Here is a 25,513-nt window from a genome sequence, read left to right on the forward strand (position 1 = left end):
GCCGCCATAGGGCGGCGCGCCATAGGGCGGCGGCGGGGGCGGCGGCGGGCCGCGACGATCATCGTCACCCGGCACGATCTGGAGGCCGTTCGGCCCGATCTGCAAGGCTTGCGCCATGGCCGGAGCGGCCGTGACGAGGGTCAAGGCGACGAGGAGGCCCGTGCGCCAGACAGATTTCACCATATGTTCAACTCCCCCACGCCCCACTTGGGGCGCGCGCACGAAAAGGCGGGCAGGACCATCGCGCGCTTCGCCGGAATTTGGCTGTCCAACGAATCGCATACATGTCGAACCGAGATAGTCGATGGTCACGACCTGGCATAGGCTGGCAACGCAAAAAAGGCGGCGCCAAGGCGCCACCTTTTCCCGAACTGGAAAACATTTCGGCTGATCCCGTTGAAGCGTTGCTTGCCGGGAATCAGCATCCTGCCCGTTCGGGGCGTTGCTCCGTGCCGGTGCCATCTGGCCCGGACCGGAGCGGCCTTACCCCTCAGAGCTTCACCTTAGCGAACCGAGAGAACTTCGCCGGTACGGCGGTCGATATCGACCTGGATGTCGTCGCCCGAACGATCCGTGCCCATGACACGGAAGCTGTTGCGCATACGGGTCACGTCGTCCACCTCGCGCACACCTTCCGAACGGGCGATGCGAACGGCGTCCCGCTCGCCGATCTCGCGGCCACGGCGATCGTCGCGGCGCATGTCGCGCTGCTGCTGCTGGTTCGGGTCCACCAGACGCACGCCGTCGCGGCCGATCTCGATTCCCTGCGCCAGGGTCGGGGCGGCGGTGCCGAGCAGGGCGACGGCAGCGAGCGCGAGGGTGATGTTTCTGCGGATCATGATGTCAATCCTCAAACGGGGTCGCAACGGTCATCCGTTGCATGTCGCCGGCAAAATGCCCCGCTGGAGGATCGGTTCCCTTTGCTGCGGCGACCCACTTCGCCGCAGCGCAACGCGGGATTCGTTCAGGCGAAGTGCTGACCGCCGTTGATCGACAGGGTCGAACCGGTGATGAAGCCCGCCTCGTTGGAGGCGAGGAACAGAACCGTGCGGGCGATTTCCTCGGGTTCGCCGAGGCGGCCGACCGGAATCTGCGGCAGGATGCGCTCGTTCAGCACCTTTTCGTCGATCGCGCGCACCATCTCCGTGCCGATATAGCCGGGGCAGATCGCATTGACCGTGATGCCGACGCGCGCGCCTTCCTGCGCCAGGGCCTTGGTGAAGCCGATATCGCCCGCCTTGGCGGAAGAATAGTTCACCTGCCCCGCCTGCCCCTTCTGGCCGTTGATCGAGGAAATGTTGATCACACGGCCGAACTTGCGCTCGCGCATCCCATCCCAGGCCGGGCGCGTCATGTTGAAGAGGCTGTTGAGATTGGTGTTGATCACCGCGCTCCACTGCTCGGGCGTCATCTTGTGGAACATGGCATCGCGCGTAATGCCGGCATTGTTGACGAGAACCCGGAGCGGGCCGAGATCGGCCTCGACCTTGGCGACACCCTCGGCGCAAGCCTCATAGGAACTGACGTCCCACTTGTAGACGGCAATGCCGGTTTCCTCGCGGAAGGCCTCTGCCGCCGCGTCGTTGCCGGCATAATTGGCCGCCACGGTGTAGCCGGCGTCTTTCAGCGCCTTGGACACGGCCGCGCCGATGCCGCGCGTTCCACCCGTTACGATCGCCACTCGACTCATTTGCTTCCTCCATTTTTATAGGTGCAGGGATGACGCAAAACGGGCCGCAGCCATGCGAGGCCGCGAGCCGAAAAGCGAAATCTTCGGGATCATCGAAGAACGGGCGGCGGAGCGCTGGAGGTCAGACCTCGCATCTCCGGCCGCCGATCAAGCCCTCAACCGCAGACAGCGGTCGGAACGCCCGGGAGCATGACCGCCCGGGCGCGTGGCGCGAGCAGCTAGAAACGCTCGAGGCACATGGCGACGCCCATGCCGCCACCGACGCAGAGCGTGACGAGGCCGCGCTTGGCCTCGCGGCGCCCCATCTCGAACAGAAGCGTGTTGAGGCAGCGCGCGCCCGACGCGCCGATCGGATGTCCGATCGCGATGGCGCCGCCATTGACATTGACGATATCCGGGTTCCAGCCGAGATCCTTGTTCACCGCGCAGGCCTGTGCGGCGAAGGCCTCGTTGGCCTCCACGAGCTCGAGATCCTCGATGCGCCAGCCGGCGCGTTCCAGCGCGCGGCGCGATGCGGGGATCGGGCCCGAGCCCATCACCGCCGGGTCGACGCCGACCGTCGCGAAGGAGGCGATGCGCGCCAGCGGCGAGAGGCCACGGCGCGCGGCCTCCTCTTCCGTCATCAGCACCAGAGCGGCCGCGCCGTCATTGATGCCCGACGCGTTGCCGGCCGTCACCGTGCCCTCCTTGTCGAAGGCGGGCTTGAGCTTCTGCACCTTGTCCAGCGTCGTGCCGGCCTTGATGTACTCGTCCTCTTCCACCACCACGTCGCCCTTGCGGCTGGCGACGGTGAAGGGAACGATCTCGTCCTTGAAGCGGCCGGCCTTCTGCGCGGCTTCCGCCTTGTTCTGCGAGCGAACGGCGAACTCGTCCTGCTCCTCGCGCGTGATCTGCCACTGGCGCGCCACGTTCTCGGCCGTGTTGCCCATGTGATAGCCTTGGAAGGCGTCGATCAGGCCGTCCTTCAACATCGTGTCGATGAATTTCAGATCGCCCATCTTCTGGCCGGCGCGCAGATGCGCGGCATGGGGGGCCATGGACATGGATTCCTGGCCGCCCGCCACGACGATGCGCGCATCGCCCGTCATGATCTGCTGCGCGCCGAGCGCCACGGCGCGAAGGCCCGATCCGCAGAGCTGGTTGAGGCCCCAGGCGCTGGCTTCCTTCGGAACGCCCGCCTTCATGGCGGCCTGACGAGCCGGGTTCTGCCCCTCGGCCGCCTGAAGGACCTGACCGAGAATCACTTCGTCCACATCGCCGGCCTCGACCCCGGCGCGCCGCAGCGCCTCGGTGACGGCGGCCGCGCCGAGATGATGGGCGGGAACGGAGGCGAAGGCTCCGTTGAACGAGCCGACCGGCGTGCGCGCCGCCCCGACAATGACGATTCGCTGAGATGCGCTCATGCCCTGCCCTTTTCTCCCGATCCTGCCGCCTTTTGGCTTGCGCGCGGCGGCATTCGGTCAGACCTTCGCAGAGTGGTTAGGAACCTGTCAAACACAACGACAGATTTCATGATCTCGTCCCCAGCCATGGTGCGGCTGCGAGAAACCCGAAGCGAATTTTCCCAAGAAAAACAGTCGGAACCGTTTGGAAAGAGGACAAAAACAAGGCTATCCTTTCGCAGGGGCAGCGAAAGACGGCCCGGATTCGATCGCCTTGGGAGAGAGCGGATGGCACGCCATAACGAAACCACCATTATCAAGAAATACGCCAACCGCCGTCTCTACAACACCGGCACCAGCATGTACGTGACGCTGGAGAACCTCGCCGCCATGGTGAAGGGCAACGAGGACTTCGTGGTGCAGGACGCCAAGACCGGCGAGGACATCACCCATTCCGTCCTGACCCAGATCATTTTCGAGCAGGAGAACAAGGGCGGGCAGAACCTCATGCCCATCGCCTTCCTGCGCCAGCTCATCCGCTTCTACGGCGACCAGATGCAGATGGTCATTCCCGCCTATCTCGAACAATCCATGGCCGCCTTCTCGCGCGAGCAGGAATCCTATCGTGGAGCCGGCAACAGCAACCCGCTCCAGATGATGGAAACGCAGGTGCGCCGCAACACGGAGATGTTCCGCGAGGCGATGGGCATGTTCAACCCCTTCCTCGCCAGCGCCATGGGCATGCCGGAGAAGCCGAGCGCCCGCCCGCCCGAGCGCGCGCCCGATGCCGCCGCTGCGGCAGGGCCGACGGCGGACGATTTCGCCACGATGCGCGATCAACTCGCCGCCATGCAGCGCCGGCTGGAGGAAATGGACAAGAAGGGCAACTGAGTCCGGCAGCGTCGGCTCCGCCCGCAACGCTCGATGCTTGCGCGAGGGCCGGATTCGTCCGGCCCTTCAGGCTTCGGGAAGTTGGCGCGTTCCAATTCTCCGAACGCTCCAGCGGCAAGGGCGCGCGCCGGTTCGCGCAAGGCCGGCTTCACAAGGACGGCCGGACAGTGCTGCCCGAATTCGAGCCGGCAAGGGCCGCCGACATTCAAGGCTCGGAACGCATTCGCCGCCATCGCGGACGATCGTTCGAGGGAGCACAGCTGAAGCGGCGGTCCTGTTCGCCGCGCCCTCCCCAACTCGACAGCTGTCTCACGTCAGTTGGCTTGCGGCTCGTCTGCGAGACGAGCGACACCCGTCTCCTGCCACACGCGCATCGCCGGCGTTGTTCTCTCCGCCGAGCCGCGCGGCCCAACGCCAACAACAAAAAAGCCGGACGCTTGCGCATCCGGCTTTCACGATATCGATGGCCCGAAAGCCGATCGAGGAATCAGGCGTCCTGCTTGACCGCGAGGATCTGGCGGCCGCGATACATGCCCGACTTCAGGTCGATGTGGTGCGGACGGCGCAGTTCGCCCGAGTTCTTGTCCTCGACATAGGTCGGGGCCTTGAGCGCGTCGGCCGAACGGCGCATGCCACGCTTGGAGGGGGAGGTTTTGCGTTTAGGGACGGCCATCGGTTTCTCCGTTCACGTCGGCGGCGCTGAGTTCCGTCGAGGACGAACCGCGTCGAATGGTTGTTGTTTGAGCTTTGGCCGGCGCGGAAGCGCTGCGAAAGCCGATCCCTATCCAACGACAGACCGACGAAGCCCAGAGGGTTCGAATTCGGCCCTATCGAATTGACGGGAATTCGGCCCTGCCCTTAGCAAAGATGCCCCCGCTTGGAAAGGGGCGAGCGGGTTTTTATCGACCCGCTCCCTCGCCGCCCGGCCCGCAAAGCCCTAGCGAGCCCGCAACACGCAGCCGGTATAATCGCCGGACGCGCGCGCGCGCGCCTCCACGACGCTCGCCAGACGCCGCAGGCCGGCCGAGGGCCGGGCCGGATCGCGCGTCAGGGGCGAGGGCAACGCGACGGCCAGAAGCGCGGCTTGGCGCGCCGTCAGCTGCGAAGCCGGCTTGTTGAAATAGAAGCGCGAGGCCGCGCCGATCCCATAGATGCCATCGCCCCACTCGGCGATGTTGAGATAGATTTCCATCGTGCGGCGCTTGGACCAGACGAAGTCGGCATAGGTCGCGAGCGGCAGTTCCAGCGCCTTGCGCAGGAAGGAGCGCCCGTTCCACAGAAACAGGTTCTTGGCCGTCTGCATGGGAATGGTGGACGCCCCGCGCCCCGCCTCCCCCTCGTTCACGGCCTGATCCACCACGGTTCCGAGCGCATCCCAATCCACGCCGCCATGGAAGCAATATTGCCCGTCCTCCGACATCATGACGGAGGCGATCATGACGGGCGCGATCTGGTCGATCGGCGTCCATTCCCGCTCATAGGGCTGGAAGGAGAAATGCTCGGCCAGCATCAGCGTCGAGACCGGATGCACGGCGGGAATCGCGTAGATCGGCACGAGCACCGCCGGAATCGCGGCAAGGCCGACCACGGCGAACAGCGCGGCATAGACCAGCCGCCGGATCATCGGCACCTGCGCATGGCGGCGAGCGGGCGGAGCCTCGTGCTCTTCGCCGAAGCCGCCCGAAGCATAGCCGTCATGGCGCTCGACCTCGTCCGCAAAGCCAGCAGTCTCCCGATGGAAAGCGCCGTCGCCAGCGCCTCGTTCAAGCCGGTCGGCCACGCATCTCGCCCATGATCTCCTCGCGCCTCACGGCCGATTGTTACGGTCCGTCATAGCAAGCTCTTGGAAAGCGAGGCAATCGCTCCGCCGAACACGACTTGCGGCAGGGCGCGGCGAAAGGCACAGAAGGCGCCTGATCGCCTCACATCTCCTCCTGCTTGCGAGCTTCCATGTCCGACAGCGCCGCGCGGCCCGCCTTCGAAACGCAACTCGGCCAATCCGCCGCGCGCATGGAAGAGGTGCTCCAACAGGCCCTCGCCAGAGACACGGCGTTGCTTTCGGGCGCGCCCGAGCGCTTGCTGGAGGCCATGCGCCACGGCGCGCTCGGTGGCGGCAAGCGCCTGCGCCCATTCCTGGTCGAGGAGAGTGCCGCGCTGTTCGGCGCCTCCGCGCAGGCCGCAGCGCCCGTCGCCGCCGCGCTCGAATGCATCCACTGCTATTCGCTGGTGCATGACGATCTGCCGGCGATGGACGACGACGATCTGCGCCGGGGCCGCCCGACCGTTCACCGCGCCTTCGACGAGGCGACGGCGATTCTGGCCGGCGACGCGCTGCTGACGCTCGCCTTCGGCTTGGTCGCCGAGGCCAGTGCCCTGCCCGCCGAGGCCCGTCTGTCGCTCGTCCAACTTCTCTCCCGCGAGGCCGGGGCAGCCGGCATGGCGGGTGGACAGGCGCTGGATCTGGCGGCCGAAACGCAGACGCTGACAGAAGCCGAGATCGCGCGAATGCAGGCGATGAAGACCGGCGCGCTTCTGGCCTTCGCGGCCGAGGCCGGGCCAATTCTGGCCGGCGCGCCAGAGGCTGATCGTAAGACGCTCCGTCGCTATGGCGAGATCATCGGCCTCGCCTTTCAGCTGGCGGACGATCTCCTGGACGAGACGGCCGATGCCGCGACGCTCGGCAAAGCGGTCGGTAAGGATCAGGCGCGCGGCAAGAAGACCCTGCCCGCCCTGCGCGGCCAGGACTGGACGCGCGGCGAACTCGCCCGGCTCGTGGCCGAAGCCGAAGCCCTCCTCGCCCCCTATGGCGAGCGGGCCGAGACGCTGCGCCAGACCGCGCGTTTCGTCGCCTTGCGCACCCGGTAGGCCGCGCACCGCCCCGGCCATGTCGCGCTCCGAACGCCTGCTCGATCTCCTCCAGCTTCTGCGTCGCCATCGCCAGCCGGTGAGCGGGCGGGCGCTGGCGGAAGAGCTCGGCGTCAGCCTGCGCACGCTCTACCGCGATATCGCCAGCCTTCAGGCCATGGGGGCCGAGATCGAGGGCGAGGCCGGGCTCGGCTATGTCCTGAAGCCCGGATTCCATCTGCCGCCCCTCATGTTCCGGCCGGACGAGTTGCAGGCCTTGGCGCTCGGCGCGCGCTGGGTGGCGGATCGGGCGGATGCGGAATTGAGCGAGGCGGCGCTGAGCGCCCTGTCGCGCATCTCCGCCGTCCTGCCGCCCGATCTCAAACCCGATCTCGACGCTTCCGCCCTTCTTCTCGGCCCGGCCACGGGATTCGTGAGCGATAGCGTGAACACGGCGCTGCTGCGACAGGCGATCCGGGGCGGGCGCAAGCTGCGCCTCTCCTATCGCGATGCCTCGGACTTGGCGTCGGAGCGGGTCATCTGGCCCTTCGCGCTGGCCTTCTTCGAGGGGGTGCGACTACTGCTCGGCTGGTGCGAGTTGAGAGAAAGCTTCCGCAACTTCCGCACCGATCGTATCGTCTCGGCCGAGCTTTTGACGGAGCGAAGCCCCAAGCGTCCGCCCGTCCTTCTCAAGGAATGGCGCGTTGCTGAGGGCATCAAGGCCGGTCGCGAGATCGGCGCATGAAAGGGAATCGGATGGAGTTCGACCGGCAGGCTTTGAGCCAGGCCATCGCCTTTCGCCGCGCGCTGCATCAAGCGCCCGAACTGTCCGGCGAGGAAGCGCGCACGGCCGAGACGGTGGCGGCGCGGCTGCACGGATTTGCGCCCGACCAACTCCTCACAGGCCTCGGCGGCCATGGCGTTGCCTGCACCTTCGAAGGCGCAGAGCCGGGGCCGAGTCTGCTTCTGCGGTGCGAACTCGACGCGCTGCCGATCGAGGAACTCAGCGATGCGCCGCATCGCTCACGCATTCCCGGCAAGGGTCATCTCTGCGGCCATGACGGGCATTCGGCCATCCTGACGCTGGTCGCCTCCGCACTCTCCCAACGTCGCCCGGCGCGCGGACGCGTCATCCTCCTGTTCCAGCCGGCGGAGGAAACCGGCGCAGGCGCGGCGGCCGTTCTGGCCGACCCCGCCTTCGCCGCGATCCGGCCCGACATGGCGCTGTCGCTGCACAATCTGCCCGGCCTACCCTTGGGCGAAGCGACCTTGCGCGAAGGGCCAGTCAATTGCGCCTCGCGCGGCCTGCGGATCACACTCTCGGGCAAGACGGCCCATGCCTCCATGCCGCAGGACGGGCTCTCGCCCATGGCCGCCATGACCCGCCTCATGCCCGCGCTCGCGGCACTCGGGCCGGGCGGCGCTTTGGACGAGAGTTTTCGTCTGGTCACGATCACCCATGCGCGCCTCGGCGAGCCTGCCTTCGGCATCGCGCCTGGAACGGGCGAAATCTGGGCGACGCTGCGCACGCTCCGCGACGAGGCGATGGCGGCGCTGATTGAGGAAGCCGAGCGGCTCGTCATCAGCGAAGCCGATGCGGCGGGCCTCGGCCATGCCCTCGCCTACGAGGACATCTTCACCCATTGCGAGAACCACCCCGCAGCCGTCGCGCTCCTGCGCAGCGCGCTGGACGCGGAAGGCATCGCGAATCGGCCGGGCGAGCCGATGTACCCCTCAGAAGATTTCGGCCGCTTCGCTTCCGTCTCGCGCTCGGCCATGTTCTTTCTGGGCGCAGGCCTCGACCACCCGCGCCTGCACAATCCCGACTACGACTTCCCCGACGATCTCATCCCCATCGGCGCGCGGGTGTTTCTGAGAGCGGTGCGCGAGGCCTTGGGCTAGCCCCCTCACGCCCTTGGCGCGATGGGCTCCCAGCCATGGCGGATCGTGAGATCCGGCAGATTGGCGCTCCAGACATGGCCCTGAAACGGCTGATCCTCGGCGCGCGAGATGGCGCGTCCCGCCAGCGCGCAGAAGAGCAGCGTGCCGACCGCGCCATGAGCGACGATGGCGAGATCGCCTCCCCCTTCATGCTGCCGGACGATGCCGCGCACCGCATCGGTGATACGGGTCTGCGCATCCACCGCGCGCTCCCAGCCGCGCACGCTCGTCTGCGGCTCGGCAAAGAAGGCGTCGGCCACGGTCTCGAACTCCGCCGGCGGGAGGAAGCCCGTCGCGCTGCGGTCGTTCTCGCCGAGTTCCGCCAAGACCTCGACGCCGAGCCCCCAGCGCCCGGCCAGGATGCCGGCGGCCTCGATGGCCTTGGTTTCGGTGCTCGCCCAGATCTGGCGGAGGCCGCTTAGCGCCTGTTGCCCGGCGAAACGGCGCATGCGCTCGATGCCGGAGGGCGCGAGGTGCCAGCGCTCGACCGGCACCAGCGGATCGACCACGACCTCGGGATGGCTGATGAAGAAGAGTGTGGGCATAGCTCAGCGGTTCTTGATGACGACGCAGGAGCCGCCGACATTGCGATATTTGTTGCAGAAGGCGTCGGCCGCGCCGCGCGTGTTGGCGCCGATGCGAATGGCGGTGATGCGGCGCGGGCCGGAGAGCGGCCGCGTGCGCATCACGATCGGCTCGACCCCGCCGAGAATGCCGGGATAGCGATCCTGAAGCTTGCGATAGAGGCGAACGGCGATGGCCTCGTTCGGATGGCCGGCGACCTGCGCGCCCCAGGGGCGCATGGGCGCGCTCTCGGCCGCCGCGAAGACAGCGCGTGTCGGCAGAATGGGCAGCCGGCGGCAGGCGAGCGCGAAGTCCAAATCCTTCACCAGCGGCTCCACGGCCGCCTCGCGTTTTTCCTCGCGAAACCAGGACGCCGGCTGCGCGGTGATGGAGAGGACGTAATCCTCGGTCTCATAGGGGAGCCGCCCGCCGCTCTGCATCCAGCGCTTCACGCGGTTGATGCCGCCATTATAGGCCGCCGCCGCCAGCCCCCAGGAGCCGAGTTCCGAGCGCAGATCGCGCAGATAGGTCGCGGAATGGCGCAGCGCCTCGCGCTTGTCGAACGGATCCGACAGGCCGCGCTCCTTGGCCGTAAAAGGCATGAACTGGGCGATGCCCTGCGCGCCGACGGGGGACTGGGCGGATTCGTCGAAGCGCGATTCCTTCCAGATCAGGCGCGCGAAGAATTCCGGCGCCATGCCCACGGACTTGGCGTTCTCGGCGATGAGATCGCAGATTTCGGCCACGCGCGGATTGTTCTTCTCGCCCGTCTTGTCCTCGGCCCTGGCGCTTGGCGTGAGGGCGAGCGCCAAGGCAACGGCGGCGAGAGAAAGACGACGTCCTGTCATTCGGCGGCGGCGCGCCCGCCCCCGAAGCGGCGCTCGATATAGGCGAGCACCATCTCGTGGAATTCCTGCGCGATGCCCGCGCCGCGTAAGGTGGCGACCTTCACCCCGTCCATATAGACCGGGGCGGAGGGCACCTCGGCGGTGCCCGGCAGCGAGATGCCGATATCGGCATGTTTGGACTCGCCCGGCCCGTTGACGATGCAGCCCATGACGGCGACCGACAGCGCCTCGACGCCGGGATAGCGCTCGCGCCATTCGGGCATGTTGCGACGGATATCGTTCTGGATCGTCTCGGCCAACTCTTGGAACAAGGTCGAGGTCGTGCGCCCGCAGCCGGGGCAAGCCGCGACGATCGGAATGAACTGCCGGAAGCCCATGGTCTGGAGAAGTTCCTGCGCGACCTGCACTTCCTTGGTGCGGTCGCCGCCGGGCTCGGGCGTCAGCGACACGCGGATCGTGTCGCCGATGCCTTCCTGCAGGAGAATGCCCATGGCGGCGGAGGAGGCGACGATGCCCTTCGAGCCCATGCCCGCTTCCGTCAGGCCGAGATGGATCGCATGGTCGGTGCGCCGCGACAGGTCGCGATAGACGGCGATGAGGTCCTGAACGTTGGAGACCTTGGCGGACAGAATGATCTTCTCGCGCGCAAGGCCCGTCTCCTCCGCCAGCGCGGCGGAATGAAGCGCGGACTGGATGATCGATTCCCGCATGACCGCGCGCGCCGAAAGCGGCTGCGCGAGGGCCGAATTCTCGTCCATCAGCCGGGTCAAGAGTTCCTGGTCGAGCGAGCCCCAGTTGACGCCGATGCGCACCGGCTTGTCGTGCCGGATGGCCATTTCGATGATGTCGACGAACTGCCGGTCCTTCTTGTCCTTGAAGCCGACATTGCCGGGATTGATGCGGTACTTCGCGAGCGCTGCCGCGCAGTCGGGATAATCGGCCAGCAGCTTGTGGCCGATATAGTGAAAGTCGCCGACCAGCGGCACGGAGAGACCCAGCCGGTCCAGCCGCTCGCGAATGCGCGGCACGGCGGCGGCCGATTCCGGCCGGTCCACGGTGATCCGCACGATCTCCGAGCCCGCGCGCGCCAGCTGGGCGACCTGTGCGACGGTGGAATCCACATCCGCCGTGTCCGTATTGGTCATGGACTGAACGACCACCGGAGCCGGTCCGCCGACGAGAACGCCGCCGACATTCACGCCCACCGTGCGGCGGCGGGGCAACGGGTCGGCGAGAACGGGGTCGATCGGCGTGGCTGACGTCATCGGGTCGGCTTTCCAGCGAAAAGGGCGATGGCTCCCGGCACAAGGCCGAGTGCCGCTTTGGTCTATATCGCCGCGCATATCTGTCAAATGAAGAGAGGGCGTTCTTGCAGAGACTTCGTGTCGCGAGCATGACACGGGCCAGCTTCGGCGGCTTGCGTGTCGAAGGCCGGACTGGCACCTGTCGCGGGCGGAGCACGCCTCCCGGCCGGGGATGCCCAATGTCCGCCCACCGCGTTCAACAGGAGAGCCCATGACGCCCGGCGCCGCCCTTGCCCTGTTCTGCCTTCTCATGCTGGTCGGTTTCCTGCCGATCTGGCCGTGGTCGCGCGGCTGGAGCTTCCGGCCGGCCATCCTGCTCGGGGTGATCTTCACCTTCGCGATCATGGTCTGGGTCACCATCCTCGTTTGAAGGCCGATGCGGCGATCGTAAGTCAATTGTGACGATTTTGTGGAACCGAACACGTCCGCGTGAGTTCTGGGGGCATCGTGTTTTCTACGGAGTTCCCCATGTCCATCGGCACCATTCTTCTGATCGTCCTGATCCTGCTCCTGATCGGCGCCTTTCCCGGCTGGGGCTACTCGCGCGGCTGGGGCTACGGCCCGAGCGGCCTTCTGGGCTTCCTGCTCGTGGTCGTGATCGTGCTGCTCCTGATGGGACGCATATAAGAATTTCGGGGCCGCCGTTTCGGCGGCCCCATTTTTATCTAATGCCCACCGCGCCGGTCCGCGCCGTGCATCAGCCCGGACAGGACGAGGATCACGAGCAAGCAGACGCAAAGCCCGAGGAACACCGGCGAGAAGCCGAAATGCTGGGCGAAATAGCCGATGGCCGACGGCGCGACGAGAATGCCGCTATAGCCGATCGAGGTCGCGATCGAGATGGCGACGCCCGGCTTCAACCCCTCGATATTGCCCGCCGCCGAAAAGGCGATCGGCACGAGATTGGAAAGCCCGATCCCGAGGATCGCAAAGCCGATCAGCGCGACGGTGAGGCCCCCGGCAAAGCTCACCAGAACCAGCCCCGCCACCGCGAAGCCGATCGACAGGCGGATCGTGCGAACCGCGCCGAGCCGGTCCCGCAGCCCGTCTCCCAGAAAGCGAAACAGCGCCATGGTGGCCGAGAAGGCCGCGAAGGCGAGGCCGGACATTTCGATGTCGATGCCGAGTTCGCGCACGAGATAGATGGCGCTCCAGTCGATCGTCGCCCCTTCCGGAATCATGGAGAAGAGCGCGCAGACGCCGAGCGCCACCGCGATCAGACGCCCACGGCTGGACGTCACGGGAGCGCTTTGCCCGTCCGTCTCGGCCGCGGCCGGCGCGTCGTGGGGTGACGTTTGATCCTCCATCAGCGACCGGCTGATCGGCCAGAGCGCGGCCAGCATGACGAGGGCGACCACGCTCGCCTGCCCCACCGAGCCGACCGCCCCGATGAGGGGGCCGCCCACAGCCGCGCCCAGAACCCCGCCGACCGACCAGAACCCATGGCACGATGACATCATGGCCTGATGCAGCGTGCGCTCGGTCGCTACCGCATTGGCGTTCATCGCGACATCCATGCCGCCCATCGTCATGCCGAAAAAGAGAATCGCGGCGGCCGCCCAGAGCGGGCTCGGCGCGAGCACCAGAAGAAGCAGCGCAAAGGCCAGAAGCGCCTGAAGCACGAGGGTCGGCTTGCGCGAGCCGAAGCGCGCCGTCGCCGCGCCGACCAACGGCATGGCCGCGATGGCGCCGAGGCCGAAGACGAGAATCAAAAGGCCCAGCCGGCTTTCGCTCAGGCCCAGCCGCTCGGCCAGAAGCGGCACCTGCGGCGTCCAGTTGCCGAGCACGAACCCGTTCACTAGAAACGCCAGCGACACCGCGATCCGGCGCGCGGGCCAGGCGGCCATGCGAGGGCGCTCGAGGTCCGAAGCGTGGGACAAAATCATTTCCTTCATTGAGACGGGCGCGAGCCTCAGTTCGTTATGAATCAAAAGCGCGCGAGGTCGAGCCTTGGGAGCCGCAAGCCGCGGAAGCGGCGGAGCAACGGCCGTTCGGGATTGCGGGGCCGCGCGCCGTCAGGCTCGTGACTTCGCTCGCGGCACGCCGCCCTCTCCCACAGGCGGCCGGGCGCGGAGAATACGAAGACCGGCCGCTTCCAGCGCCGAAACGCTCGCCTCCGGTGCATCATGCTCCACGACGAGCGTGTCCAATCCCGCCGTGGGCAGGACATGGAAGGGCGCGACGCTGGCCAGTCTCTCGTTGACCACGGCCGCCACGACCGCCCCGGCTTGAGCGCTCAGAACGCGCTTGAACTCGGCGTCCTCGTAGTCTTGCGCGGTGATGCCGATTTCGGCATCGACCGCGCAGACGCCGAGAACCAGAAGGCTCGCGCGCAGCGCTTCGGCGGCGCGCAAGCTGGCGGCGTCAAGACACGCGCCCGTGCGCGGGTTGACCCGTCCGCCGAGCAGGATGACTTCGACTTGTGGCCGATCCTCCAAAGCGCAGGCGATGGCGGGGGAATGGGTCACGACGGTCAGGGCGCGATCGGTCGGCAGTGCCTCGGCCACGAGGATATTGGTCGAGCCGGCGTCGATGAAGAGCGTCGCGTCCGGCCCGGCCATATCGGCGATGCGCTCGCCCAGGGCTTGCGCCAGTGCCCTCTTGCGCCCGCTCGCCTCCGCCCGGCGAAGGTTGAGAGGCACGACGGCCGGCGCGGGCGGCAGCGCTCCGCCATAGACACGGCGGCAGAGCCCGGCCGAGGCGAGCTCGCGCAAGTCCCGCCGGATCGTGTCCTCCGAGACGCCGAAGTCTCGGGCGAGCTCCGACGCCAGCACGCGGCCTTCGAGCGACAGCCGCTCGCGAATGCGCCCGTGCCGTTCGGGCGTCATCGGCATCATGTTCATCTGGTTATCTCTCGCTATTCATATGGGGAGATGCACGATGGTGCCCGATCAGTCAATTACAAGGGGGAATAATGCCGAATTCGGCATCATTCGACGTCTCCCTATCCTGCTTTATCGGCACTGCATGAAGGGTCATTCGGTGTGATGAGAGCCACGTGTGACGTGTCGGCCTGCCACCAAGAAACTTCACCCATCCTTTAAAGAATGAAGTATGAGGAACAGACAGGCGCGCTTCGTGATTTGGGATGGGCTTTCGAAGGCCAATCCGCTTCGCTGGGAGCCGATGGGACGTAGATCGGATCGCTTTTGGCATGACGGACCTTGTCATCGGGATACCAACCTTTCGGCGCCCCGCCCTTCTGACCAAGCTGCTCGAAAGTCTCCGGCCGGAGATCGCCGGCCGTATGGTGACGGTTCTCGTCGCCGACAATGATTGCGATCCCGCGATCGAGGCGCTCGTCGCCGCCTTTCCGCGCGAAGGCGGGCAGCGCTTCGTCTATGTGCCTGTGTCCGAACGGGGCCTGTCTCCGGTTCGCAACAGCCTCGTGGACGCGGCCTTACGCGAGGCGCCGGACTGGCGGCGGCTCATCATGCTGGACGATGACGGGCATGTGGCGGAAGGCTGGCTGGCGACCCTGCTCGGCTGCGCCGATGCCTACGAGCCGCATCTTCTGGGCGGTCCGGTCGAGGGTCTGCTCCCGTCCGATGCCGGGCTTTTCGCGCGCAACAGCATCTATGCCAGCCGGCGCGGCACCAGGACGGGGCCGACCAAGCTCCTGCGCGGCGCGCAGAATCTTCTGATCTCGCGCCGCCTGCTCGACCTCGTGGAACGCCCCCTTTTCCGCAACGCCTATAAATCCTCCGGCGGGGAGGATTACGACTTCTTCCGCCGGGTACGCGCGGCAGGTGGTGAGATCGTCTGGTGCGAGGAGGCCGTGGTCTACGAGCCGACGCCGACCCCGCTACTGCGCACGGCCAAGGTGCTGGAGCGCTACTACACGACCGGCATCTACATGGCGAAGATCGACCAGAGCTATGACGGCGCGGGTGCGGCCTGGCGCTTGGCCGTGAAGGGCAGTGTCGGTTCGCTCGCCCGTCTCGCCCTGTCGCTGCCGAGGCTTCGCAAGGATCCGATCGCCAAGAACCTCCTGTCGGTCGCCCATCACGCCGGCCGCCTCGTCGGCATGGTCGGCGGCAACACGTCCCGATACGCCAAGCGATAGGTCAGGCGCAGCGCGCTCTCGGACCCTCGATGCTGCGCGTCAGTCACGCTCCCCAAAGCAGCGCGCCGCTTCGCCCTCTCACAAAAAAGGCCGCGCTTCCGTTCCCATCTGGGAGGAAGCGCGGCCTTTGCGTTTGAAGCGAAGGGGCGATCAGGCGCCGAGCGAACCGGCGGGCTTGGGCAGAGCGGGCACCACGCGCCGGTCGTCGCCGCCGCTGAGCGTCATCATTCCGCAGAAGCCGACCAACGCCATGCCGGCGACGGCCAGCGGATCGGGGAACTCGCCGAAGAGCACGGCGCCCAGAAGCGCGGCCCAGACGATCTGGCTGTACTGCGTCGGCGCGATGCGGCTGGCGGGCGTCAGGCGGGCCGCGACCACCATCGTGATATTGCCGATGCCCGCGCACAGGCCGCCCACGACCAGGATAGGCCAATGCTGCACGGACGGCATCACGAAATGCGGGATCATCAGGAGGCCGTTGGTCAGCGTCGCCGCCGTCAGCACGCCGCCCACCAGCGTCAGGCGCTTTTCCGTCTGCCCGAGCGAGCGCAGGAGAATGGCGCTGAGCGCGCCGCTGAAGGCGCACACGATGGCGGCCAGATGGCCGAGCGTCAGCGCGTTGAAGCCGGGGCGCACGACCAGCATGACGCCCGCCAAGCCGCCGAGCAGCGCCAGCCAGCGCGAGGGGCCGACCGTCTCCTTCAGGAGCACCATGGAGAGAACGGCGACGAAGACCGGAAGCAGGAAGATCAGAGAGTAGGCTTCCGCCATCGGCAGATGGGTGAAGGCGTAGATCGCCGACATGCCGCCGACCGTGCCGGTCGTCATGCGCGCCAGAACCATCCAGGGGCGATGCGGGCGCAGGATCGAGCGCCAGCTCTCATCGGCGCGCTTGGACAGAAGCGCGGGCCCGAGCGCGATCAGCGAGACGAAGAAGCCGATCTCGAACACTGGGAGCTGACTGCCGAGCAGCTTTCCGGCCGCGTCGGAACAGGAATAGGAAAAATACGCGAGGAACGCGAGGAGAATGCCGGACTGCATCGGATGCGACTTTGCAAAAAAGGAAAGGCCGGCATCGCGAGCGGACGATCGTTTGCCCTTGCGGGCGCGCATTCGGGACGGGGAGGTCGGCAGGCACATCATGGCACCTGGGCCTTGATAAATCCTTTTCCGCGCCGCGCCGCAACGCCCCTTCGCCACACGTAGCGATCATATAATCTTACGCTGTCACGCGCGGCGTGATGACACAGCGCGCCCCGCGAAACTGCGGCAAAACCAAGGAAAAGGGCGTGGCGGAAATAAGAATTTGGAGATGATGCCAGGACAGCGCGCCCGCGCCCGTCACCCCTCCCGACAGGCGCGAAAGTTACGAACCTCCACTCGACTTCGCACCTGCAAAAAGGGCGGATGCGTCACCGCACCCGCCCTCAAAAACGCTATCGGGTGTCAGCACTCAATCGACGGCCAACATCCGCCCTTCCGCATCCGACACGAAGCAGAGATCGAGAAGCTTCTGGATGCCGGCGGCATGGCGGAAGTTCGGCTGGCCGTTCTCGCCCGACAGAAGCGCCATGGCGAAGCGGTGCTCGTTGCGCGGCGTCACCGGGCAGTCCACGCGAACCCAGGTCTGCGTTTCCATATCGGCCCCGAGGCAGGCTTCGAGGCGCGAGTCCTGATGGTTGGCCCAGATGCGTAGCGCGCCCCGCTCTCCGTAGATGGCGAGGTTCAGGTCGTTCAGATTGCCCGTGGCATAGCGTGACATATGCACGACGCCGAGCGCGCCGTTCGACATCTCGACCGTCATGGCGACACTGTCGTTGACATCCAGCTTGTAGGGGCCGATCGCCCCGCCCTCGGCCTTGTCATAGGTTTTCATGCGCGCCTGAAGCGCGGCGAAGTCGAGCCCCGTGCCGAAGCTTACGAAATCGAGGATATGAATGCCGATATCGCCGAGTACGCCCTTCGAGCCATGCTCGGACGACAGGCGCCACAGCCAGCGTTCGTCCGTGCGCCAATCGCCCCAATGGCCGGCCGTGAGCCAGCTCTGGAGATAGCTCGCCTCCAGATGCCGGATCGTGCCGATGCGCCCGTCATCCACCATGCGCCGCGCCATCTGGATCGCATGAGCATTGCGATAGGTGAGGTTCACCATGTTGATGAGCCCCGCCGCCTCTGCAGCCTCCGTCATCGCCATCGCGTCGGGAAAGTTCACCGCCAGGGGTTTCTCGCAGAAGACCGGCTTTCCGGCGGCGAGAAGTTGCAGCGTCGTCGGCTTGTGAACGCCGTCGGGCGTCGAGTTCACGGCCGCGTCGAACTCACCCCAAGCGATGGCGTCGGCCAGCGAGCCGAAGGTCTGCGGGATGGAATGCTCGAGCGCGAAGAGACGGGCGCGCTCGATATTCGTATCGACCGCCGCGACCACCGTCATGCCGGGGATGGAGGAGAAATGCTCGGCATGGCGGGCCGCGATGCCACCCGTGCCGAGGATGAGGATGCGCCGTTCCTCGCTCATCGATAGCCGGCCTCGCCGGCCTTGTGGAGCGAGCCGCCCTTCTTCTCGATCTTTTCACGCGCCTGATCGATCGGCACGTTGGGTGCCTCGGCCACCTCTCGCCAAGGCTTGGCGGAATTGTAGGCCCAATGGACGGCATTGCGCAGAACGCGGCGAATATTGGGATCGTGATAGATCGGATAGGTCTCGTGGCCGGGCTCGAAATAGAAGATGCGTCCCGCCCCGCGCTGGTAGGTGAGGCCGGAGCGGAACACCTCGCCGCCCTCGAACCAGGAGACGAAGATGGTCTCGAGCGGCTCGGGGACGAGGAAGGGCTCGCCATACATTTCCGAGTTCGGCAGTTCGATCGCCTTGTCGATGCCTTGTGTGATCGGGTGGCTCGGATTGATCACCCAAAGCCGCTCGCGCTCCCCCGCCTCGCGCCAGCGCAGCGAACAGGGCGTGCCCATCAGGCGTTTGAAGATCTTGGAGAAATGGCCGGAATGGAGGACGAGAAGGCCCATGCCTTCATGAACGCGCTGCGCCACACGCTCGACGATCGCGTCCTCGACCCGGCCATGCGCCTTGTGTCCCCACCAGACGAGAACGTCCGTGGCGTCGAGCTTTTCCTGGGTCAGCCCATGTTCGGGCTCTTCCAGGGTCGCGGTGGAAAGGGTCAGCTCGCCATCCTCGACCAGCCCGTCCGCGATGGTGCGATGAATCCCGTCCGGGTAGATCGATCGGACGGTCTCGTTTTCCTTTTCATGCAGATATTCGTTCCACACGGTCACACGGATCGGCATCCTGGCTTCCCTCCTCCTCGGCCCGTCGCGGGATGGTCCGCGTCGTTCTCAGCCTGATATGAACGGCCTTCGGGACTGAAACCTTCGCGATGAATCGGACCTCATTGCGACCGCTTCAGTCCCCTGCTCGTGTCGCATCACGGGGTGGCCGGAGCATGGACCCGACCACCCGAACGCGTCAGTCGGCCAGAAGCAGCGCCACGGGCAGTTCGGACAAGATGTCGGCGAGCTTGAAGCTGGCCCCGCTGCCGACCTCCCTGCTCGCCAAGATGTCCTCGAAGCGCGCCCCCGCCAGGTGAGACGGCAAACGAACCGCCGTATCGCCCCACTCGGACGCCTCCAGCATCGGGATGTCGGCGCCCTCTCTCAGAAGCTGCAAGGCGAGACGCGGCGCGATCGTCACCGCGACATGGCCCTCGTTGTCGGTGCGCGCGAAGGCGACCACATGGTCCGCCTTTGCGCCCGTCACCTCCAGCGGGATGTAGCGGCCCTTGGTGAACAGCTCGGGCGCGCGGATGCGGGCCTTCAGCGCAGCTGCGGTGAGCTTGGCCTTCACGCGCCCGTCGCGCCAATGCGGCAGGCTGGCCGCGATCGTCTCGCCGTCTTCCATCGCGCGCTGGCGGGCGGCGAAGTCGATCTTGCGGCGATTGTCAGGGTCCACGAGGCTGAGATCGTAGAACTCGGTGCCCTGGTAGATATCGGGAACGCCCGGCGCGGTCAGCTTGATCAGCGTCTGCGACAGCGAATTCAGCGCGCCGGCCACGACGAAGGACTGCGACTGCTTCCAGAAGCGAGCCAGAAGATCGCCCGTCTCCTTCTGCGAGAGAATGGCCGAAACGAAGCCCTTCAGCGCACTCTCGTAAGCCTCGTTGGGCGCAGTCCAGCTCGTATAACGCTTGGCCTCGCGCACGGCCTTTTCGGCAAAGGCCAGAAGCCGGCTCTCCAACTCCTCACGCAGCTTGGCGTCGGCCGGGTCGAAATCGGCGGGGATGACGCCGAGCAGCGACTGGTAGAAGCCCCATTCCGTCGCGGGGTCGGGCGAGACATGGCTTTCGCCCATGGCGGGGTCGCCCATGCTCTTGCGCCAGGGCTGCATGGCCTCGGCCATGTTCTTGACCAGCGCGGCCCAGCGCTCGGGCGCTTCGCTCAAGGTGTAGAGGCGCGCGCGCGCGTCCTCGCCGCGCTTGGTGTCGTGGGTGGAGGAAGCCATGAGCCCTTCGGGCTGGTCCTCCAGCCGGATCGCCATGTCCTCGTGGAAGCGCTCGGGCGAGCTGCCGTAATGATCCGGCTCGCCGCCGACTTCGTTGAGCGCGATCAGACGGTTGTAGCGATAGAAGACCGTGTCCTCCACCGCCTTGGCCATGACCGCGCCGGTCGTCTGCTGAAAGCGGCGGGTGAAGTTCAGCGCGCCCGTGACATCGCGTCCATCCTCGAAATTCAGCTTGAGCAGGCGACCAACGAAGTCGATCGGCTCGTCGGCCTCGACCTTGCGGGTTCCCTTGGCGCGCTCCACCGTCTCGTCGATGACGATGATGTCGTCCTCCGGCACGCCCGCCACGCCGCAATAGGTGCGATAGACCGGCAGGGCGGTCGCCACCTCAACGATCGACCGGCTCATGTCGTCGCGGCCGAAATCGCGCGTTTCGAGATCGCTCGCCGCGACCTGCATGGCGGTTTCAGTCAGAACCTGAAGCTCGCCGGCGAGATTATGCGTAAAGATCGCGCGCTTCTGGTCCGCGATCATCGCCCGCAGGTCTTCGTCGCCGCCGACGAACTCGGCATAGGCGCGTGTCATGGCCTCTTCCTGCGACCCGTCGACATAAAGGCCCGCGACGGCGGTGATGAACTCGTAGCCTGTGGTGCCCGCGATGTTCCAGTTTTTACGCAGGCGCTCCGGCCCGGTCAGGATCTTCTCGACATGGATCGCGACGTCCCGGCGCAGCGCCTCGAAGCCGGCGGCAAGCTCTGCCAGATAGCCCTTGGGGTCGGCCACACCGTCCACATGGTCGATGCGGATGCCGTCCAGCCGGCGCTCGCGCGCCAGCTGGTAGATCGTGCGGTGCGAGTCGCGGAAGACGCGGCGCATCTCCTGGCGCACGCCGATGAGATCGGCGATCTCGAAGAAGCGGCGATAGGAAAGCTTTTCGCGCGCCAGACGCCACCAGGCGAGCCGCCAGGCCTGCGCCTCGTGGAAGGCATGGAGCGCATTGCGGTCGGCGTTCAGCGCCTCGATGCCGGCCTTTAGAGCGGCGAGGAAGGCGGGGTCGGCGACATGCTCGGCGAAGCGCTCGCCCAGTTCCTCGCCATCGGCCGGCACGGCGGCCGAGAAGCGGCGCACCAGACTGTCGCGCTCGGGGTGATCCACGAAGGAGAAGACGTGGCTCAGCGTGCGCGGGTCCACCGGCAGGCCATAGCCATTGGCGGAGAAGCGGACCTCGCCCCGATCCTCGTCATAGACGACCTCCAGCGCGCCGCCCCGCAGCGCCTCGCCATAGGGCGTGCCGAGGGTCGGGATGAGGATTTTCTCCTCGTCCCAGGAAATGTCGAAGGTCTGCGCATAGCGGCTTTCGCGGCCCCAGCGCAGGACATCCTCCCACCAGCGGTTCTCCTGCGAGACGCCCATATGGTTCGGCACGAAGTCGAGGATCAGGCCGAGATCGGCCTTCATCAGCTGATCGCTCAAGGAGCCCAGCCCCGCATCGCCGCCCAGTTCTTCCTCGAAGCGGTTATAGTCCACGACGTCGTAGCCATGGGTGGAGCCGGGCGAGGCCGCGAAGACGGGCGAGGCGTAGAGATGGCTCGCCCCCAGCGTCTTGAGATAGGGCACGAGCCCCTCGGCTTCCGAAAAGCCGGTCCCCTCGCGGAACTGCAGGCGATAGGTCGCGATCAGCGGACGGCTCATGGGGTCTCCGGTCTCTCGTCGCGCATCGCGCGAGCCATGGCTTGGAAGCGTTCGTCGGCGGCCAGATCATCCAGACGGATGTCGGAGCGAACGCGCCAATTGGGGTATTCGTCGGTCGTGCCTGGCAAGTTGGGCTGCTTCTCGGAGGCGATCATGTCCTCCACCTGCACCGCAAAAAGCATGGAGCGCGTGCGCGCGCCGAAGCGATGGATCGCGATCGCTAGCTCAAAAGGCAGGCGCTCCGGCAGGTCCGCGCCTTCGTTCGCCGCGTGATAGTCGGGCGGCAGGAGCCGCTCGTACTGCAACGCGGCCAGAAGTGTGCGCCGGTCGCGGTCCCGCTCGGCCAGATCGCGCTCGGTGGCGGCAGCGTTCTGCCGGCCGGTTTCGGAGCGCAGCCGAACGTCGGAGCCATGCCACCAGCCCGACAGCGTGGCGAGGTCGTGGGTCGAGATACAGGCGAGCGAGGCCTGCGGATATTCCCCCGTCGCCTTGAACAGCCCGTCCTTCCAACGCTCGAAATAGAGAACCTTGTAGGAGAGGATATGGCTGTCGGCCATGGCCTCGCGGAAGCCTTCGGGCACTGTGCCCAGATCCTCGCCGATGACGAGGCAGTTCGTGTCCTGCGACACGCGGGCCAAGGCGTCCACCATGGCGCCGAGAGGATAGCGGACATAGCCGCCGCCTCCCGAATTCGTGCCTTCGGGAATCCACCAGAGCCGCGCGAGGCCCATCGCATGGTCGATGCGGATGGCGCCCGCATGTTCCATGAGACCGGCATAGGCGGCGGCGAGCGGGGCGTAATGGCGCTCGGCGAGAGCCTTGGGCGAAAGCGGTGCCAGACCCCAGTCCTGCCCGTCCGAATTGAACATGTCGGGCGGCGAGCCGACGCGCGCTGCGCGCACCGTCAGCGCCGGGTCGGCCCAGGTCTCCGCCCCATCGGGCGAGACGCCGACGGCGAAGTCGAGATAAAGGCCGATGCGCATTCCGGCCGCCTTGGCGCGGCGCTGCGCCTCGCCCAGCTGCCGGTCGCACAGATATTGCAGCCAGATGTGGAAGCGGATCGCGTCTTCATGGCCCGCCTCGAAGGAGATCACCGCCTCGCCCGTGCGGTCGCGCAGTTCGTCGGGCCAATTGTGCCAACCGGCGCTGCCGCCCTCCGCGCGCATCGCCTCCGAGATCGCCTCGAACAGCGCGAAGCCGCGCAGCGCGTCGCCGCCCTTCTCGGTGAAGGCGCGGAAGCTTTCGTCGGATGTGAGCCCATCCTTGGCGCTCGCATAGACCTCGCGCAGCAGCGGCACCTTCGCGGCCGCGACAGCGGGATAGTCCACCAGCTCGCCGTCCAGCCCTTCGAAGAGGTCGGGCTTCTCCGTGCGCAGGGCCGCGATGGCCGCCTCCCCGCCTTCGATCGTGTCGATCGCGAGATAGAACGGATTGATGAAGCGGCGCGTCGAGGGCGAATAGGGGCTGTAGCGCCCGGCATCGGCCAAGAAGAGCGCATGAAGCGGATTGACGCCGACAAAGGACGCGCCGGTCTGCGCCGCGACCTCGGCCAACCGTGCCAGATCCTCGAAATCGCCGATGCCGAGATTGCGCTCCGAGCGCAGGCTGTAGAGCTGGCAGGTCACACCCCAGGAACGGCTCGACGCCAGCCCCTCCGGCAGGGCGCAGGCAAGACTGGGCTTCTGCTCCTCGCGGGCAAAGCCCCCTTCCTCGCCTCCTTCGGGATCGACCTGAAGCGCGCTCAGGAGGCCGGACTGCGCGGCCGCGTCGATCGCCTTGGGCTCGCCCATTTCCGAAACATATCGGATTTGAATGCCGTGGCTTTCGGCCAGGGTTTCGAGGCGCTCATTCATCGTCAGGCTCCGCGATCAGGAGCGTGTCGGCCAGGATGGCGATCACGCAGGTCGCGCACATCGTACCTTGCGAGAGTGACTCGAAGGCGTTCTTGTGGTTGGTGTAGACGCATTCCGCGCCTTCCAGCGCGCCTTGGTGGAACGCACCTTCCACATCCCAGGCTTCGTCGGCCAGATTGACCACGAGATGCCAGAAGCGGCCGGGTTGCAGCTCCCAGGCGACGACGAAGCCGAGCCCTTCCACCATCGCCATGCCCGTGCCGCCCTGCACCTTGTCCAAGAGCGGAACCAGCGTCTTGGCGCGGATGCCGAGCAGCTTGCGCGTCACCTGAAGGCGGCGCTTATGGATGGGCTGGGCAAGGCGCGTCCAGTCGAGGCGCGAGACCTCGAAGGTGCGCTCGTCATTGGGGTCGGGGAAGATATCGGCGGCTTCCGGGTCTTCGAAGGCGGCGAAGCTCTTGAACTCCTTCTTGCGACCCTTGGACACGGCATTGGCGAGTTCGCCGTCGAAATCGGTGAAGAAGCAGAAGGAGTTGGTGTCGCCGAACTCGTCGCCCTGGAACATCAGGGGGATCTGCGGCGAGAGCAGAAGAATCGCCTGAAGGCAGTCATAGACACGGCCCGAGGTCAGAGAGCGCATCCGGTCGCCGAAGGCGCGGTTGCCGATCTGGTCGTGGTTCTGGAGGAAGTTGACGAAGGCGGTGGGCGGCAGTTCGGAGGAATCGGTGCCGACGCGCCGCTCGCGATGCTCGGACTGCTGCCCTTGGAACACGAAGCCGGTGGCGAGCGCGGTCGCCATCTGCTCGGCCGAGTTCGGGTCGTAGTCCGTGTAGTAGCCTTCCTGATCGTTGGTGGCGATCACATGGGCCGTGTGGTGGAAATCGTCGTTCCACTCGCCCGAGACGAGCGGCACCGCGCCGTCCTCGCACCGCTCGATATGCCAGGTGATGTTGCGGTCGTCCTCGGTGGTGATGTGGACGTGGCGATCCGTGACCGTCTCGCGCACCCGCGTCGCCAGTTCCTTCACGAGGGGCGTGTCGGTCGTGTCCTTGATGGAATCGATCGCGTCGAGCCGCAGCCCGTCGATGCGATATTCGGTCAGCCAGTAGAGCGCGTTCTCGATCATGAAGTCGCGCACCGGCGCTTCGTCATAGGCGATGGCCGCGCCCCAGGGCGTCGAGATTTCCTGATGGAAGAACTCCGGCAGATATTCCGGCAGATAGTTCCCGTCCGGGCCGAAGTGATTGTAGACGACGTCCAGAAAGACCATGATTCCGCGCTCATGCGCGGCGTCCACGAGGCGCTTCAGCCCTTCCGGCCCGCCATAGGCCTGATGCGGCGCATAAAGAAGAACGCCGTCATAGCCCCAGCCGCGCTGGCCGCCGAACTGGGCGACGGGCAGAAGCTCGATCGCGGTGATGCCGGTCTCGCGCAGGTGCTCCAGCTTGGGAATGATGGCCTCGAACGTGCCCTCGGGCGTGAACGTGCCGACATGCAGTTCGTAGAAGACGCATTCCTGCCAAGGACGGCCTTTCCAATCTCCCGTGCGCCATTCATGCGCTTTGGGATCGACGAGGCGCGAGAGCCAATGGACGTCGCCCCCTTGGGCGCGGGCCGCCGGGTCCGGCCGGACCTTGCCGCCGTCGAAGCGGAAGCCGTACCCCTCGCCCGGCTGCACCTTGTCCGTCACGAGTTCCCACCAGCCGCTTTCGCCCCGCGCCATGGGCTCGAAGCTTTCGCACTGGTAGTCGTCGGATTCGGCGCTGGCGACCTCGACGCTTTTCGCGCCCGGCGCCCAGATGCGAAAGCGCGCCTTGCCGTCCTCGTATTGCGCGCCCCAACTCAGGTCGAAAGAGAAAGTCCTGCCAGCGTCCATAAGGGCTCCGCCATTTCGCAACATGTCATGAGATGCGCCCCCTCTCGCCGATGCGAAG

At 66.4% G+C, this 25,513-nt stretch carries 23 protein-coding genes and 1 pseudogene; 7 read left to right on the plus strand and 17 right to left on the minus strand.

What is annotated here, in order from left to right; genetic code table 11:
• From AUL36_RS04310 to AUL36_RS04325, 4 genes and pseudogenes are all read right to left on the minus strand, one after another.
• A pseudogene (locus tag AUL36_RS04310) lies at positions 1–183 on the minus strand (hypothetical protein); the annotation flags it as partial.
• Between the two features lie 320 nt (positions 184–503).
• On the minus strand, positions 504–839 hold the full coding sequence (locus tag AUL36_RS04315) for a PepSY domain-containing protein (RefSeq protein ID WP_058601260.1): 336 nt from the start codon (positions 837–839) through the stop codon (positions 504–506).
• A 125-nt stretch (positions 840–964) separates the two neighbouring features.
• Positions 965–1,690, minus strand: a complete 726-nt coding sequence (locus AUL36_RS04320; protein WP_062218417.1) for a beta-ketoacyl-ACP reductase — start codon at positions 1,688–1,690, stop codon at positions 965–967.
• Between the two features lie 218 nt (positions 1,691–1,908).
• Entirely contained in the window at positions 1,909–3,093 is a 1,185-nt protein-coding gene (locus AUL36_RS04325; RefSeq protein WP_062218419.1) for an acetyl-CoA C-acetyltransferase, read from the minus strand.
• A gap of 267 nt (positions 3,094–3,360) precedes the next feature.
• Here AUL36_RS04325 and phaR point away from each other — a divergent pair, with 267 nt between their 5' ends.
• The gene (gene phaR / locus AUL36_RS04330; RefSeq protein WP_062218421.1) at positions 3,361–3,963 is read left to right on the plus strand and encodes a polyhydroxyalkanoate synthesis repressor PhaR; all 603 of its coding nucleotides are present in this window, start codon (positions 3,361–3,363) and stop codon (positions 3,961–3,963) included.
• Between the two features lie 487 nt (positions 3,964–4,450).
• On the opposite strand, the gene rpmF is transcribed toward phaR, so the two are convergent.
• Both rpmF and mtgA read right to left on the minus strand, forming a co-directional pair.
• Positions 4,451–4,636 carry a 50S ribosomal protein L32 gene (gene rpmF, locus AUL36_RS04335; protein WP_019998007.1) on the minus strand — a complete coding sequence of 62 codons (186 nt, stop codon included), beginning with the start codon at positions 4,634–4,636 and terminating at the stop codon, positions 4,451–4,453.
• A gap of 264 nt (positions 4,637–4,900) precedes the next feature.
• Positions 4,901–5,587, minus strand: a complete 687-nt coding sequence (mtgA, locus tag AUL36_RS04340; RefSeq protein ID WP_058598927.1) for a monofunctional biosynthetic peptidoglycan transglycosylase — start codon at positions 5,585–5,587, stop codon at positions 4,901–4,903.
• A gap of 326 nt (positions 5,588–5,913) precedes the next feature.
• Here mtgA and AUL36_RS04345 point away from each other — a divergent pair, with 326 nt between their 5' ends.
• Genes AUL36_RS04345 through AUL36_RS04355 form a run of 3 tightly spaced genes read left to right on the plus strand, consistent with a single transcriptional unit; the run spans position 5,914 to position 8,709 of the window.
• Positions 5,914–6,828, plus strand: coding sequence for a polyprenyl synthetase family protein (locus AUL36_RS04345; protein ID WP_062218423.1), 915 nt, complete (start codon positions 5,914–5,916; stop codon positions 6,826–6,828).
• Positions 6,829–6,847: 19 nt separating this feature from the next.
• Positions 6,848–7,552, plus strand: a complete 705-nt coding sequence (locus AUL36_RS04350) for a helix-turn-helix transcriptional regulator (protein WP_062218425.1) — start codon at positions 6,848–6,850, stop codon at positions 7,550–7,552.
• 11 nt (positions 7,553–7,563) lie between these two features.
• Complete coding sequence (locus tag AUL36_RS04355; protein WP_062218427.1) at positions 7,564–8,709, plus strand: amidohydrolase; 1,146 nt, start codon at positions 7,564–7,566, stop codon at positions 8,707–8,709.
• Positions 8,710–8,714: 5 nt separating this feature from the next.
• Here the strand turns inward: AUL36_RS04355 and AUL36_RS04360 are convergent, their stop codons facing one another.
• Genes AUL36_RS04360 through ispG form a run of 3 tightly spaced genes read right to left on the minus strand, consistent with a single transcriptional unit; the run spans position 8,715 to position 11,425 of the window.
• Positions 8,715–9,293 carry a histidine phosphatase family protein gene (locus AUL36_RS04360; RefSeq protein WP_062218429.1) on the minus strand — a complete coding sequence of 193 codons (579 nt, stop codon included), beginning with the start codon at positions 9,291–9,293 and terminating at the stop codon, positions 8,715–8,717.
• A gap of 3 nt (positions 9,294–9,296) precedes the next feature.
• Entirely contained in the window at positions 9,297–10,160 is an 864-nt protein-coding gene (locus AUL36_RS04365) for a lytic transglycosylase domain-containing protein (protein ID WP_062218431.1), read from the minus strand.
• Positions 10,157–11,425 (minus strand): flavodoxin-dependent (E)-4-hydroxy-3-methylbut-2-enyl-diphosphate synthase, encoded by a 1,269-nt coding sequence (ispG, locus tag AUL36_RS04370; RefSeq protein ID WP_058598886.1) that lies wholly within the window; start codon positions 11,423–11,425, stop codon positions 10,157–10,159. The genes AUL36_RS04365 and ispG overlap by 4 nt, the downstream gene beginning before the upstream one ends.
• A 250-nt stretch (positions 11,426–11,675) precedes the next feature.
• On the opposite strand from ispG, the gene AUL36_RS23120 reads away from it, so the two are divergent.
• Positions 11,676–11,834, plus strand: a complete 159-nt coding sequence (locus tag AUL36_RS23120) for a DUF3309 family protein (protein ID WP_192843472.1) — start codon at positions 11,676–11,678, stop codon at positions 11,832–11,834.
• A 98-nt stretch (positions 11,835–11,932) separates the two neighbouring features.
• Positions 11,933–12,091 (plus strand): DUF3309 family protein, encoded by a 159-nt coding sequence (locus AUL36_RS23125; RefSeq protein WP_082640506.1) that lies wholly within the window; start codon positions 11,933–11,935, stop codon positions 12,089–12,091.
• Between the two features lie 38 nt (positions 12,092–12,129).
• Here the strand turns inward: AUL36_RS23125 and AUL36_RS04375 are convergent, their stop codons facing one another.
• Both AUL36_RS04375 and AUL36_RS04380 read right to left on the minus strand, forming a co-directional pair.
• Complete coding sequence (locus AUL36_RS04375) at positions 12,130–13,350, minus strand: MFS transporter (protein ID WP_244497025.1); 1,221 nt, start codon at positions 13,348–13,350, stop codon at positions 12,130–12,132.
• 129 nt (positions 13,351–13,479) lie between these two features.
• Entirely contained in the window at positions 13,480–14,307 is an 828-nt protein-coding gene (locus AUL36_RS04380; protein ID WP_062218437.1) for a DeoR/GlpR family DNA-binding transcription regulator, read from the minus strand.
• 311 nt (positions 14,308–14,618) lie between these two features.
• Between AUL36_RS04380 and AUL36_RS04385 the strand changes: the two genes are divergently transcribed.
• On the plus strand, positions 14,619–15,530 hold the full coding sequence (locus tag AUL36_RS04385) for a glycosyltransferase family 2 protein (protein ID WP_062218438.1): 912 nt from the start codon (positions 14,619–14,621) through the stop codon (positions 15,528–15,530).
• Between the two features lie 150 nt (positions 15,531–15,680).
• On the opposite strand, the gene AUL36_RS04390 is transcribed toward AUL36_RS04385, so the two are convergent.
• From AUL36_RS04390 to treZ, 6 genes are all read right to left on the minus strand, one after another.
• Complete coding sequence (locus AUL36_RS04390) at positions 15,681–16,571, minus strand: DMT family transporter (protein ID WP_058598929.1); 891 nt, start codon at positions 16,569–16,571, stop codon at positions 15,681–15,683.
• A 412-nt stretch (positions 16,572–16,983) separates the two neighbouring features.
• A complete protein-coding gene (locus AUL36_RS04395) occupies positions 16,984–18,042 on the minus strand; it encodes a Gfo/Idh/MocA family protein (RefSeq protein WP_062218440.1) in 1,059 nt (352 codons plus the stop codon).
• The gene (locus tag AUL36_RS04400) at positions 18,039–18,824 is read right to left on the minus strand and encodes a ThuA domain-containing protein (protein WP_062218442.1); all 786 of its coding nucleotides are present in this window, start codon (positions 18,822–18,824) and stop codon (positions 18,039–18,041) included. The genes AUL36_RS04395 and AUL36_RS04400 overlap by 4 nt, the downstream gene beginning before the upstream one ends.
• A 178-nt stretch (positions 18,825–19,002) precedes the next feature.
• The gene (treY, locus tag AUL36_RS04405) at positions 19,003–21,726 is read right to left on the minus strand and encodes a malto-oligosyltrehalose synthase (protein ID WP_062218444.1); all 2,724 of its coding nucleotides are present in this window, start codon (positions 21,724–21,726) and stop codon (positions 19,003–19,005) included.
• On the minus strand, positions 21,723–23,579 hold the full coding sequence (gene malQ / locus AUL36_RS04410) for a 4-alpha-glucanotransferase (protein ID WP_062218446.1): 1,857 nt from the start codon (positions 23,577–23,579) through the stop codon (positions 21,723–21,725). Before malQ ends, treY begins: the two co-directional genes overlap by 4 nt.
• Positions 23,572–25,455, minus strand: coding sequence for a malto-oligosyltrehalose trehalohydrolase (gene treZ / locus AUL36_RS04415; RefSeq protein WP_062218448.1), 1,884 nt, complete (start codon positions 25,453–25,455; stop codon positions 23,572–23,574). Before treZ ends, malQ begins: the two co-directional genes overlap by 8 nt.
• Positions 25,456–25,513 lie beyond the last annotated feature (58 nt).

It is taken from the genome of Aureimonas sp. D3, from assembly GCF_001463805.1.
Lineage (GTDB): Bacteria > Pseudomonadota > Alphaproteobacteria > Rhizobiales > Rhizobiaceae > Aureimonas > Aureimonas ureilytica_A.